At 73.7% G+C, this 12,626-nt stretch carries 10 protein-coding genes; 3 read left to right on the forward strand and 7 right to left on the reverse strand.

Going from position 1 to position 12,626, the window contains the following annotated elements; all coding sequences use genetic code 11:
* The first annotated feature begins 8 nt into the window (after positions 1-8).
* Positions 9-1,115, forward strand: a complete 1,107-nt coding sequence (locus EDD28_RS05595; RefSeq protein WP_123738707.1) for an LLM class flavin-dependent oxidoreductase — start codon at positions 9-11, stop codon at positions 1,113-1,115.
* Positions 1,116-1,154: 39 nt separating this feature from the next.
* Here EDD28_RS05595 and EDD28_RS05600 read toward each other — a convergent pair whose 3' ends face one another.
* The 5 genes from EDD28_RS05600 to EDD28_RS05620 form a co-directional block, all read right to left on the reverse strand.
* Positions 1,155-1,865 (reverse strand): biliverdin-producing heme oxygenase, encoded by a 711-nt coding sequence (locus tag EDD28_RS05600; RefSeq protein WP_123739956.1) that lies wholly within the window; start codon positions 1,863-1,865, stop codon positions 1,155-1,157.
* A 243-nt stretch (positions 1,866-2,108) separates the two neighbouring features.
* Complete coding sequence (locus EDD28_RS05605) at positions 2,109-3,020, reverse strand: hypothetical protein (protein WP_123738708.1); 912 nt, start codon at positions 3,018-3,020, stop codon at positions 2,109-2,111.
* Positions 3,017-3,898, reverse strand: a complete 882-nt coding sequence (locus tag EDD28_RS05610; RefSeq protein ID WP_123738709.1) for a heme ABC transporter ATP-binding protein — start codon at positions 3,896-3,898, stop codon at positions 3,017-3,019. The genes EDD28_RS05605 and EDD28_RS05610 overlap by 4 nt, the downstream gene beginning before the upstream one ends.
* Entirely contained in the window at positions 3,895-4,971 is a 1,077-nt protein-coding gene (locus EDD28_RS05615; RefSeq protein ID WP_123738710.1) for a FecCD family ABC transporter permease, read from the reverse strand. The genes EDD28_RS05610 and EDD28_RS05615 overlap by 4 nt, the downstream gene beginning before the upstream one ends.
* Positions 4,968-6,104 (reverse strand): heme/hemin ABC transporter substrate-binding protein, encoded by a 1,137-nt coding sequence (locus EDD28_RS05620; protein WP_245967936.1) that lies wholly within the window; start codon positions 6,102-6,104, stop codon positions 4,968-4,970. Before EDD28_RS05620 ends, EDD28_RS05615 begins: the two co-directional genes overlap by 4 nt.
* A gap of 214 nt (positions 6,105-6,318) precedes the next feature.
* Here EDD28_RS05620 and EDD28_RS05625 point away from each other — a divergent pair, with 214 nt between their 5' ends.
* Complete coding sequence (locus EDD28_RS05625) at positions 6,319-10,593, forward strand: HtaA domain-containing protein (RefSeq protein WP_123738712.1); 4,275 nt, start codon at positions 6,319-6,321, stop codon at positions 10,591-10,593.
* A 100-nt stretch (positions 10,594-10,693) separates the two neighbouring features.
* Here the strand turns inward: EDD28_RS05625 and EDD28_RS05630 are convergent, their stop codons facing one another.
* Positions 10,694-11,383, reverse strand: coding sequence for a pentapeptide repeat-containing protein (locus EDD28_RS05630; protein WP_123738713.1), 690 nt, complete (start codon positions 11,381-11,383; stop codon positions 10,694-10,696).
* A 77-nt stretch (positions 11,384-11,460) separates the two neighbouring features.
* Between EDD28_RS05630 and EDD28_RS05635 the strand changes: the two genes are divergently transcribed.
* Positions 11,461-12,063 (forward strand): DNA-3-methyladenine glycosylase I, encoded by a 603-nt coding sequence (locus EDD28_RS05635; RefSeq protein ID WP_123738714.1) that lies wholly within the window; start codon positions 11,461-11,463, stop codon positions 12,061-12,063.
* Between the two features lie 37 nt (positions 12,064-12,100).
* On the opposite strand, the gene EDD28_RS05640 is transcribed toward EDD28_RS05635, so the two are convergent.
* Positions 12,101-12,604: a low molecular weight protein-tyrosine-phosphatase gene (locus EDD28_RS05640; protein ID WP_245967937.1), complete on the reverse strand. Its 504-nt coding sequence runs from the start codon at positions 12,602-12,604 to the stop codon at positions 12,101-12,103.
* Between the last annotated feature and the right edge of the window lie 22 nt (positions 12,605-12,626).

The following is a 12,626-nucleotide window of genomic DNA, read 5'->3' on the forward strand; positions in this document are numbered from 1 at the left end:
GATCCACCGTGAGGTTCCAGGTCCTCGACATCGTCTTCAACCCGCCCCACCCGCTGACCGGCGAGACGCTGCCCGCCGACGAACGCCTCGCCCGCGTCGTCGAGAACGCCGTGCTGGCCGAGGAGCTGGGCATCGACGCCTACGCGATCGGCGAGCGTCACGCCGGTCCGGTGCTGTCCTCCGCCCCGACCGTGATCCTCGCCGCGGTCGCGCAGGCGACCGAGCGCATCCTGCTCAACACGGGCGTCACCGTGCTCTCGCTGCTCGACCCCGTCCGGGTGGCCGAGGACCTCGCGACGATCGACCAGCTCAGCCGGGGCCGCCTGGAGATCACCATCGGCAAGGGGAACGAGGTCGCCCAGTACCCGCTGTTCGGCAAGGACCTCGCGCTGCAGTACGAGTACCTCACCGAGAACTACGAGCTGCTGCGGCGCCTGCTGGCCGAGGAGGAGGTCACCTGGGAGGGCCGGTTCCGAGCACCGCTCGAGGGCGCGACGACACTGCCCCGTCCCTACGACGGGCCCTTCCGGATCTGGCACGGCACCGCGAGCTCGAGCACCGCGGTGGAGCTCGCGGCCCGCTGGGGCGACCCGATCTTCACGGCGAACGCGCTGCAGCCACGCGAGAACTACCTGCGGCACATCGAGCACTACCGCGAGGAGTACGCCCGGCACGGGTGGGACCCCGGCCGCACCTACCTCGGCTCCGGCTCGGGCGGCCTGTTCCTCGCCGCGACGACCGAGCGGGCCGTCGAGCAGTACCGCCCCCTCTACGAGGGCCAGATCGCCCAGTCGGACGCGCGCGGTCACAAGGACGTGCTCGGCAAGGGCACGTCGTTCCGGTCGATCGAGGAGGCCGTCGAGCGCGGCCCGGCCCTCGTCGGTTCGAGCGAGCGGGTGGCGGAGAAGATCCTCGACTACCACGCGACCTACGGCCACGACGTCCAGTCGATCTCGCTCAACCCCGCGCTGGAGCACGCCCAGCAGCAGGACCTCCTGCGTCAGTTCGCGGAGGAGGTCGTCCCGCTCGTGCGCCGGGAGGTCAGCACGACGCTGTGGGGTCCGCAGGACTCACGCCGACCCGCGTCCCTGCGCCGCGAGCAGCTCGTGGCGTGACGGGCGGCGGCGCGGCGCGGCCGCCGCGGCGCCGGTGCCTCAGTCGCCGAGGCCGTGCCGCTCGCCGAGCGTCACGAACAGCGCCGCGTTGAGGTCGAACGCCACCTGGGCCTCGGCGACCGCGCGGGCCTGCCGCTCGGGCGAGAGGTCGGCGGCGTCGAGCAGCTCGCGGTAGGTGTCCTTGAAGACCTTCGGCTTCGGGATGCCGTCGAAGCGGTAGAACGTCAGCTCCTCCGGCGCCAGGCCGTAGTGCCGCTGGAGCATGACGGCGATCGCCTGGCCGCCCGAGAGGTCGCCGAGGTAGCGGGTGTAGGCGTGCGCGACGTAGCTCTCCGCGTCCTCAATCCCGTCGAGCCGCGCGACGTACGCCGCGGTCGTCTCGTGCACGGGCAGGTCGCGCCAGTCGGCGCCAGCGAGCAGCTCGAGGTCGGCGACCAGCGAGGCCTCGCGCAGCAGGTCGGCGATGAGGAAGTCGGCGACGACGGGGTCGGCCGCCAGCCGCTCACCCGCCGCCTCCAGGGCGCGGTAGATCGCATAGTGCTGGCGCGCCAGGTCGATGTACGCCTCCCGGCCGCGCTCGCCGAGGCCGCCGCCCATGAGCGCCGTGACGAACGAGCGGGTCTCGGCGTGCTCGTGCTGGGACCGCGTCGAGGAGCGGAGCTGGAGCGAGAGCGGCTGCGCGGCGCTCTCGGGCACGTCCTGGGAGTGCGGCTGGGTCTCGGGCTGGCTCGGCGCGTCGAGCAGGGTCATCGGTTCCTCCGGGCGGATCGTCATGACGCGGTGTCATGACACGGCGTCATCTTGCCCGGGGCGCGCGATTAATGCAACCCCATCATCACGTTAATGGGACGGCGCGGGGGTCCGCTCTCCGCGGATCGACGGCGCGGTCACGGACCGGATCGCGTCGGGCGGCGCTCCGACCTGCGCGAACGCGTCGAGCGAGCGGGAGGAGCTGCGCTCGATCCGCGCGGAGCGGACGGCCAGCCGGCTGCGTCAGCCGGCCGAACCGCCGGAACCGTCCGACCCCGCGGAACCGGCGGAGCCACCGGAGCCGTCCTTGGGCTTGCGCAGGGCACCCGCCACCGCGGCGGCGACTGCGAGGAGCGCGACCGCGCCACCGATGAGCCACGGGACCGCCGAGCTGCCGCCCTCCCCCTCGACGGCCGCGCCCGAGGCGCTCGCGTCGTCGCTGGCCTGCTCGGTCGCGTCGGGCGCCTCGGTCGCGTCGGACGCGCTCGGCTCCTCGCTCGGGGCGGCCGACTCGCTCGCCTCCGCCGACGCCTCGTCGGACGGCTCCGGCGAGGCGTCCCCGCCCCCGGCGCCCGGCTCGACGAACGTGATCGGCAGGAAGGTCTCGTTGTTGGCGTTCTTGACGCCGTGCGCCCCGAACGTCATGACGCCGCACTGCTCGACCCGGCAGTCGACCTCGCGCGTGCTGCCGCCGGAGTCCGACAGGGTGAGCACGGGGCCGGCGACCTCGAGCGTCGTCGACCACGAGCCGTCCTCGCCCATCGTCCCCTGCGCCTCCTCGGCGGTCGAGGAACCCGGGAACGCGATGAACCGCAGGGCTCCCGTGTTGGACTCGGCCGTCATGCCGTCGGCGACGTACAGGTAGTCGACGCCGCTCTGACCGCCGGCGCTCGGCTGCCAGCCGTCGCCGGACACCCAGCCGAACGCGACGTAGATGCCGCCGAAGCCGCCCTGCACGGACTGGAACCCGGTGCCGGAGATCTCCAGCGTCGTCGGGCCGGCGTCGCTCGCCGCCGCGTCGCCAGCCGGGGACGTCGACGTGACCTGGGCGCCGGTCGGGCCGGTCCCCGCCGTCGCCGGCGCCGCCGCGCCGAGCAGGCCGAGCGCCAGGGCGAGCCCGGTCGCCGCCGTCGTCAGGATCCGCGTGCTCCTCATGGGTACTCCTTCTTCTGTGCCGTCCGGCGCCGCCGCACGGGCAGCACGACCGGACCCGGTGAGTTCGGGTGGTCGACGACGTCGACCGGGTGGCCGTAGACCTCGGTGAGGAGCTGCGGCGTCAGGACGCTGCGCGGCGGGCCGTCGGCCCGGACGCGCCCGTGGGAGAGCAGGGCGATCCGGTCGGCGTACGCACCGGCCAGCGACAGGTCGTGCAGGACGACGACGACGGCGCACCCGACGTCGGCGCACACCCGCACCTCCTCGAGCAGGGCCTCCTGGTGCCGGATGTCGAGCGCGGCCGTCGGCTCGTCCAGCAGCAGCACGGGCGTCGTCTGGGCGAGCACGCGCGCGAACGACACCCGGGCCTTCTCGCCGCCCGACAGCGTCGGGAACCGGCGCTCGGCGAGGTGGAGCACCTCCGAGCGGCCCATCGCGGCGACGACGAGCGCGTCGTCGTCGACCGGGCCGAACGAACCCGGACCGCCGGGGGCACCGCCGCCCTGCCATGGTGCGCGGCCCATCTCCACGACGGCGCGCGCCGTGAACGCGAAGGAGAGCGTGGCCTCCTGGAGCTGCACGGCGCGGACCCGCGCGAGGGCGCGGGCGGGCGCCGCCATCGCGTCGAGCTCGCCGACGACGACGCGGCCAGCGCTCGGGCGGACGTCGCCGGCGACGGCGGCCAGCAGCGTCGACTTGCCGGCGCCGTTGGGGCCGACGAGCGCCACGACCTCGCCGGCCGCGACGCGCAGCGAGACGTCGGCGAGGATCTGGGCCGGACCGTAGGAGACCGACACGTGCTCGACCCGGACGGCGGCCGCGTCCTGCACGGCGGCGCCGAGCCCCGGCCCGGCGCCGGCGTCGTGCGGGAGGCTCACGACCAGCCCCCGCTCCGGTTGCGCGTCGAGCGCAGGAGCCAGAAGAAGAACGGGCCGCCGATGAGCGCGGTGAGCATGCCGATCGGCAGCTCCGCGTACGGGACCAGCGTCCGGGCCGCGAGGTCGGCGGCGAGCAGCACGACGGAGCCGGCCAGCACCGACGCCGGCACGAGCACCCGGTGACCCGGCCCGACGAGCATCCGCACGACGTGCGGGACGACGAGCCCGACGAACCCGATGATCCCGCAGAACGCGACCGCGGCGGACGTCGTGACGGCGACGAGGACGATGACCACGAGGCGCAGGCTCTCGACGTCGACGCCGACGTGCCGGGCCGAGCGCTCGCCGAGCGCGAGCAGGTCGAGCTGGCGGGCGACGACGAGGGCGCCGACGATCCCGAGGACGATGAGCGGCAGCGCGACCCACACCTGGGCCCACCGCGTGCCGTTGAACGAGCCGAGCTGCCAGAAGACGATCTGCTCGCGCGCCGCGGTGTCGCCGAGGAAGGACATGAACGCGACGATCGCCCCGGCGACGGCGTTGACCGCGATGCCCGTGAGCACGAGCGTCACCACCTCGGTCCGGCCGGCGGAGCGCGCCGTCGTGTAGGCGATGATCGTCGCGACGAGTCCGCCCACGAAGGCGCCGGTCGCGATGCCCCACTCGCCGAGCGCCTGCCAGCCGAGCACGATGACGAGGACGGCCCCGGCCGCGGCGCCCGAGGAGACGCCGACGACGGAGGGGTCCGCGAGCGGGTTGCCGAAGACGCCCTGCATGAGGACGCCGCCAACGGCGAGCCCCGCCCCGACGACGGCGACGAGGACGACCCGCGGGAACCGCACGTTCCACAGCGCGATCTCGCCGTTCGGCGCGGTCACCGGCACCCCGGTCTCGATCCCGATCCGGCGCAGCACCGAGCTGAGGACCTCGTTCGCCGGGATGGCGAGCTGCCCCGTGCCGGCGGAGACGACGAGCAGCACCACGAGGGCGAGCGCGAGCACGAGGAACAGCATCGTGACGCCGCCGGCGGAGTGGCGTCGTCGCTCGACCGGGGGCAGCTGGACCTGCGTCATGCGCCCGGCCCGGGCGCGTAGATCGCGACGGCGAGCGCCTCGAGGACGTCGGCGCTGGTCGGACCGAAGCTGAGGATCGTCGCGTCGTCCATGTCGACGATCCGGCGGTGCTCGCCCGCCGGCGTCTGCGCGATCGCCGGGACGGCGTTGAGCAGCCCGTCGACGCCGCCCGCCGACTCCAGGCCCTTCGTCATGACGAGGAGGACGTCGGGCTGCATGGCGATGAGTCCCTCGTCCGTCACGGGCTTCATGCCGGTGAGCCCGACCTCGGTCGCGATGTCGACCCCCCCGAGCGCGGTGATGAGCGAGCCAGCACCGGACCCGTCGCCGAACAGGTAGTAGATGCCCGTGCCGCCGCGCACGTAGAGGAAGGCCATCCGCAGGGGGTCGCCGCCCGTCGCCTCGTCCGCGACCGTGGCGATCTGCTCGGTGATCGAGTCGATGGCGGTCTCGGTGCGCTCCGCGAGCCGCTCGCCCTCCTCGGGCACGCCGAGCGCGTCGGCGAGGAAGCGGATGTCGTCGGCGGCCGTGTCGAGGGAGCGCTCGGAGGAGGTGATGACGACGGGGATGCCCGCCTCCCGGAGCTGGAGGATGACGTCCCACGGGCCCTGCGTCGTGTCCGCGACGACGACGGTCGGCTCGAGCGCGAGGATCGCCTCCGCGTTGAGCTCGTGCCCGCCGGGCGTGACGTTGGGCAGGTCGATCGCCTCGGGGAAGGCCGTCGAGGTGTCACGGCCGACGAGGTTGCCGAGCAGACCGAGCTCGGCGACCGTGCGGGCGTTCGTCCCGTAGATGTCGAGCGCGATGATCCGGCTGACGTCGGTGACGGTGACCTCGGTGCCCTGGGCGTCGGTGACGGTGACCGGGAGCCGGGGCTGCGGGTCCTCGGCGACGGGGTGCAGACCCGGGGCCGTGAGGAGCGCCGTCGACGGGCCCTCGTAGGCCCGCGCGTCGGAGACGACGGTGGCGTCGGCGAGCGCGACGCCGGGTGTGGCATCGGTCACATCGGTCGAGGAGCCGCCGTGGGTGGCACAGCCGGCGAGCGCGAGGACGGCCCCGAGGAGGGCGGAGGCGACGAGCCGGGCACGGGTCCGGGCGAGGCTCCGCGAGGCCGGGGATCGCAACGAAGCCACGCGGGAGGATACGTCGTGGGGCAGGCGCGAGCGAGGACCAAGGTCCTGAGCCCCCTGAGGGCGCCGGTTTTCTGACACGGTGTTAGGTCCCGCTAACTCTTCCACAGGCTGGACTACCACTAGGTAAGTCCGCCCTCACTACGATATACACGAGAGCGGTGTTGCCAAAACACCCACCAACGCACCGTACCGGAGGACCTGAGTCGTGTCCCGAATGCTCCACCCCGCCCCACGCCTACGACCAGACGGCAAGGCGGGTGCGGCGACCCGCTGGCTCGCCGCCCTGGTGACCTCCGCCCTCGTCGCGCTCGGCGCGATCGTCGGGATCGCGGTCCCGGCCAGCGCCGCCGGCCCCGAGATCACCGTGACGGAGGCGCCGCGCGACGGCGGGAACGTCACCGTGAGCGGGACCGGGTTCAACGCCGACCCCGCCGCCAACGGCATCTACCTCGGCCTCCGGGTGGCCGGCACCGGCTCCGATGTCGCCAACACGACGTTCTGGATCGCGGTGACCAACGACGTCGGCTCGATCCCCGGCCTCGGCGGCACGGCGCCGATGAACCCGGACGGCTCGTTCTCCATCACGATGCCCGTCCCAGCCTTCGACGGCACGGACTACGTGATCGCCACGCGGCAGGCGCACGGCGGCGGCGACGCGACGCAGGTCGTGAACCGACCAGTGGTCTACGCGGCCCCGCCGGTCGTGCCCCCGACGACCACGACGACCGCGCTCTCCCTGTCCGAGGCCACGGTGGTCGAGGGAACCGACGTCACGGCGACGGCGACGGTCTCGCCCGCCGCCGCCGGCACGGTGACCTTCACGCCGGGCGGCTCCGCCACCGTCAGCGAGGGCGTCGCCTCCGTCACGCTCTCCGACCTCCCGGTCGGCACCACGACGGTCGAGGCCTCCTTCGTCCCGGCCGACCCCGACGCCTACGCGGGCTCGAGCGCCGAGCCGAGGTCCGTCGTCGTGACCGCGAAGCCGACCGAGCCGGAGGAGCCCGTCTGGGAGCCGGCGATCGAGGTGTTCCTGAACGACTCGACGACGCCCTACGCGGGTGAGCCGGTCTACGACGGTGACGTCCTCACGGTCAAGGGCACCGGGTTCGACCCGAACGCCAACGTCGGCGGACGCGGGATCCCGATCCCCAACACCCTCCCCCAGGGCGACTACGTCGTCCTCGGCTCGTTCCTCCCGACCTGGAAGCCGTCCGAGGGCGTGGCCGGCACCGCCCGCAAGACCGTCGACACGAAGTGGGCCGTGACCGACGCGACGTTCGCGGGGATCCCGCCCCAGTACCAGGGCACCGTGGCGGCGCAGCGGGCCGTCCTCGGCGCCGACGGCACCTTCACCACGACCCTCGAGGCGAAGAGCTTCTCCAGCGGCCTCGCGGGCGGCGTCTGGGGCGTCTACACGTACGGCGCCGGTGGCGTGAACAACGCGTCGCAGGAGCTGACGGTCCCCGTCGACTACCGCGGCGAGCGTCCGACCGAGCCCGTCTTCGAGCCGGCCATCCAGGTCTTCCTCGAGGACGGCACCACGCCGTACACAGGGGAGCCCGTCTACGACGGTGACAAGCTCGTCGTCAAGGGCACCGGCTTCGACCCGAGCGTCAACATCTCCACGCGTCCGCCGGTCACGGTCGGCGACGCCGCCGGGAACTACGTCGTCCTCGGCTCGTTCCTGCCGGCCTGGAAGCCGTCGGAGGGCGCGCAGAGCACCGCCCGCAAGATCGTCGACCAGCGCTGGGCGATGACCGACGCGACCTTCGACAACCTCAGCTCGGCCTACGTCAACGCCGTTCGCGGACAGCGCGTCGTGCTCGGCACGGACGGCACGTTCAGCGCCACCCTCGAGGCGAAGAGCTTCTCCACCGGCCTCGCGGGCGGCGTCTGGGGCGTCTACACCTACCCGGCGGGTGGGCCAACCAACGCGGTCCAGGAGCTGACGGTCCCCGTCGACTACCGCGGCGAGCGCCCGACCGAGCCCGTCTTCGAGCCGGCCATCCAGGTCTTCCTGGCGGACGGCACCACGCCGTACACCGGTCAGTCGATGGAGCCCGGCGACACGCTCGTCGTCAAGGGCACCGGGTTCGACCCGGCGGCGAACGTCGGCGGCATGGGTCAGCCCATCCCGGCGAACCTCCCCCAGGGCACGTTCGTCGTCTTCGGCAACTTCTCCCCGACCTGGAAGCCGTCCGAGAGCGCGGCGTCGTCCGCGCGCCAGTCGACCACCGCCTCCCGGGTGTGGGCGCTCGCCGAGAGCGTCCTCGACCAGGTCCCGACCGCGTTCCAGCCGGCCATTCGCGCCTCGTGGGCCGACATCGCCGAGGACGGCTCGTTCACCGCGACCGTCACGCTGCAGAACCCGACCACGCTCGCGACCGACGGCGCCTGGGGCATCTACACCTACCCCGGCGGCGTCGGCACCCCGGCCAACCCGGCCCAGGAGCTGTCCGTCCCGGTGACCTACGAGCCGGCCGGCAGCACGGACCCCGAGCCCCAGCCCGGCCCGAGGGTCACGGTGACGCCGCGCACGCTCGACGTCACCGTCGAGAACGTCGTGACCGTCTCGGGCACCGGGTTCACCGGCCCGGGTGCGGCCAACGGTGCCTACGTCGTCCTCGGCGAGACCTCCCTCTGGTCCGGCAACGGCCCGCTCCCGGGCGCCGGCTGGGACGTGCTCGCCTGGGTCATGCCGACGCAGATCACCGACGGCGCGTTCAGCGTCACGCTCACCGTTCCCGCCGGGAAGCTCGACCCGACGAAGGCCTACCAGGTCGCGACGTCGGCCGCGCACGCCCTGTCCGCCACGAACCGCTCGCTCGACACGTTCACGAGCCTCGTCGTGCACGGGACGCCCGTCGAGACGCCGGACCTCGCCCTCGCGATCACCCAGGACGGCGCGCCCGTCACGTCGGTGGTCCAGGGCAGCACGGTGTCCATCACGGGCACCGGCTTCGCCGCGGGCGAGCAGGTCTCCGCCGTCGTCACCTCCGACCCGGTCGCCCTCGGGGAGCGGACGGCCGACGCGAACGGGACGGTCACCTTCGAGTGGACCGTCCCCGCCGACTTCGAGGCGACCGCGCACACCGTGACGCTCACGGGCGCCACGAGCGGCTCCGTCGAGGGGTCGCTCACGGTCACCGAGGCGTCAGGTGAGCCCCAGGAGCCCGCCGTCTGCGACGCCACGTTCGCGTGGGGCATCAAGTCCTCGTTCCGCACCTACCTCGCGCGGGACTTCGTCAACGGCAGCATCACGACCTCCGGCGGCGTCACGCAGCGGGCCGACAACGGGATCTTCGACTGGTCGGCCCAGGCCGGCGACCTCGACCTCGACGCGGGCACCGGCTCGGTGACCTTCCCGGGCTCCGTCCGCTTCACCGGTCACGAGGGGGCGCTCGACCTCACCTTCACCAACGTGACGTTCCGGCTCACCTCGCCGACCACGGCGCAGATCGTCGTCGACTACACCGGTCGCGAGTTCGTCGGCATGAACCCGGGCGACCTCGGGTCGGAGATCTCGGGCACGGGCATCGTCCTCGCCGACGTCACGTTCGAGAAGAGCTCGACGGCCGAGGCCGTCACGATCACCGGCCCGGCGACGCTGGCCGCCTCGGGCGCCGAGGCGTTCGGCGGCTTCTACACCGCCGGCGAGGAGCTCGACGCGTTCGCCCTCGTGGTGCCGCTGACGAACGAGTGCGGTGAGACGCCGAACCCCGGCACGCCGGGCGGCAACGAGCCGACGCCGACGCCGACGGAGGACACCCCGGCACCCACGACGCCGGCGACCCCGGCGCAGTGCGTCCCGGTCCCGGCATCGGCGGTCAAGGCCGGCGCGCCCGGCACCGCGTCGCTGTCGTGGGGCGTCAAGACCTCGTTCCGCAACTACGTGACGGGGCCGATCGCGAACGGCAGCATCTCCGGCAGCACGACGTTCTACGGGTCGCCGGGATCGATCACGACGACGAACCGCACCGGCACCGCCTCCTTCGGCGGGTCGGTCTCGTTCAGCGGCCACGACGGCGCGCTCTCGCTCCACATCTCCAACCCGAGCGTCAAGATCACCTCGGCCACGTCGGCGCAGCTCGTGGCGTCGGTCAGCTCCAAGGGCTACAACGGCTCGGGCGGGCTCAACGGCACCGTCGTCCTGGCGACCGTGTCGCTGCCGTCGCCGTCCGCCTCCGGTGACTCGATCACCTGGCGCGGAGCGGGCGTCACGCTCACGGCCGAGGGCGCGAAGGCGTTCGGCGGGTTCTACTCCGCTGGCGAGTCGATGGACTCGCTCACCCTGACGGTGACGCCGGCGGTGGCGGGCTCGATCGACACGGCCGGTCTCCCGGCCCTGGCCGACGGCGCCGTGTACTGCGACGACCTCGCCTCGACGGGTGCGGGCTCGACGGACGGCCTCGGCCTCGCGGCCGTCGCGCTCCTCGCGCTCGGCGTGGTGCTCGTGGCCACGCGTCGCCGGAGCCTGATCGGCGGCTGATCGGTCACCGACCGGCACGCGAACGGCCCGCTCTCCCTCGGGAGGGCGGGCCGTTCGCGTGCGCGCCGGCGGGCGGGTCGGCGCTCGGTTGGCCGGCGGGCTACTCGACGACGCTGAGGCCGAGCGCGGCCGCCAGCAGCGGTGCCAGCTCGACCACCTGGATCGCGTCGACGACGGCGCCCGCGAGGTCGCGCGCGCCGACGATGACGCCGAGCGTGCAGCCCCGCAGGTCGAACGCATCGAGCCGCACGCCGGTCGCCTCGAGCCGCCCCACCCGCGTGCCGGGCAGCGCGACGCGGGTCAGCTCGGCTCCACCGAGGTCGAGCTCGTCGACGACGCAGTCCTCGAGCACGAGGTCGGTCACGCGGGCCGAGCGCAGGTTGAGGTAGCGGATCCTGACGCCGCGCAGCGCGACGCGGGTCCACTCCACGTCGTAGGCCTCGGCCGTCCCCAGGCGTCCGCCCTGGACGACGACGTCGCGCCACTGCCCGTACGGGGCGCGCAGGACGGCGACGTCGGGTGCCGTCAGCACCACCTCGGACAGCCGCGCCGCCCGGAGGACCGCCTCCTCCTGACCCGCGAGCGCGAGCCGGGAGCCGAGCACGCGGCAGCCGGACAGGTCGACCGGGCCGTCACCGGCCAGCTCGACGTCCTCCAGCAGATCTCCCGGCGTCACGTCCCGCGGGGTCGCGGGCGTCAGGCCCGAGGGGGCCCGAGGATCGCTCGGACCGGTCGGGAGGGCGAGGTCCGGCGGCTGCGGGGCCGGTGGTCCGGCGGGCGTTCGACGCATCCGCCCACGCTATCCACACCCCGGACCGAGATGTCGGTCCGCGCGACTAGCGTCACCAGGGACGCGAAGGAGACGCGATGACGACGAGCGCGACGGACACCACGGACACGACGACGGGCCGGCGGTGCTTCGGCGACGGCGACCGGCTCTACGAGACCTACCACGACGAGGAGTGGGGCGTCCCACCCGTCCCCAGCGAGGACGAGCGGGAGCTGCTCGAGCGGCTGAGCCTCGAGGCCTTCCAGTCCGGGCTGTCGTGGATCACGGTGCTGCGCAAGCGGGAGTCGTTCCGACGCGCGTTCGCCGACTTCGCGCCCGCCGTCGTCGCGGAGTTCGACGACGAGGACGTCGCCCGCCTCCTGGCGGATCCCGGGATCGTGCGCAACCGGGCCAAGGTGCTGGCGGCGATCGGGAACGCGCGGGCGCTCCTCGCGCTGCACGCGCAGGGCCGACGCCTCACGGACGTGCTCGAGGCGTACCGGGAGGCCCCGGGGACGCCGCGACGGGCGACGATCGCGGAGGTCCCGGCGTCGACCCCGGGGTCGGCCGCCCTCGCGAAGGAGCTCAAGGGTCTCGGGTTCCGGTTCCTCGGCCCGACGACCGTGTACGCGACGATGCAGGCGCTCGGTCTCGTCGACGACCACCTCGCGGGCTGCCCGGTCGTCACCGCCCGGTCGTGACCGCCGGGGCCGCCGTCGCTCGCGGCGCGGCGCCCGGTCAGGAGGCGGCGTCGAGCCGGCGGCGGACGTACTCGACCACGCCCGGCGCGCACGCCTCGACGGTCTCCAGGCACTCCGCGAAGTCCTCGGGGCCGCCGTACCAGGGGTCGGGGGTGTCCGCGGCGTCGATCGCCGCGGGGTCGCCGTCGGGCGCGCCGTCCTCGAACGCGCGGAACAGCACGACCTCGTCCGCGGGGAAGCCGAGCCGGCGCAGCTCCCGCGCGTGGTGGCGGGTCATGGCGAGGGTGAGGTCCGTGCGCGCGGCGTCGTCGGACCGGACGCGGACCGCCTCCCGACGCGGGACGTCGTAGCCCGCCTCGCGCAGCACGCGCTGGGCCCGGGAGTCGATCGGGTTGCCGATCTCCTCGCTCGTCACGGCCGTCGACCGGACGGTCACGCGGTCGCCCAGCCCGGCGCGCTCGAAGGCGTCCCGCAGGACGACCTCGGCCATCGGCGAGCGGCAGATGTTCCCGGTGCACACGGTCATGACGGTGAACGTCACGGCTGCTCCTTCGATGCGGGAC

The organism is Salana multivorans, assembly GCF_003751805.1.
Classification (GTDB): domain Bacteria; phylum Actinomycetota; class Actinomycetes; order Actinomycetales; family Beutenbergiaceae; genus Salana; species Salana multivorans.

Bases quoted from the DNA above. Each gene is read 5' to 3' on its own strand.
- EDD28_RS05600 (WP_123739956.1), bottom strand. From the start codon at position 1,865: ATGACCCTGCTCGACGCGCCGAGCCAGCCCGAGACCCAGCCGCACTCC.
- EDD28_RS05605 (WP_123738708.1), bottom strand. From the start codon at position 3,020: ATGAGGAGCACGCGGATCCTGACGACGGCGGCGACCGGGCTCGCCCTG.
- EDD28_RS05615 (WP_123738710.1), bottom strand. From the start codon at position 4,971: ATGACGCAGGTCCAGCTGCCCCCGGTCGAGCGACGACGCCACTCCGCC.
- EDD28_RS05625 (WP_123738712.1), top strand. From the start codon at position 6,319: ATGCTCCACCCCGCCCCACGCCTACGACCAGACGGCAAGGCGGGTGCG.
- EDD28_RS05630 (WP_123738713.1), bottom strand. From the start codon at position 11,383: ATGCGTCGAACGCCCGCCGGACCACCGGCCCCGCAGCCGCCGGACCTC.
- EDD28_RS05635 (WP_123738714.1), top strand. From the start codon at position 11,461: ATGACGACGAGCGCGACGGACACCACGGACACGACGACGGGCCGGCGG.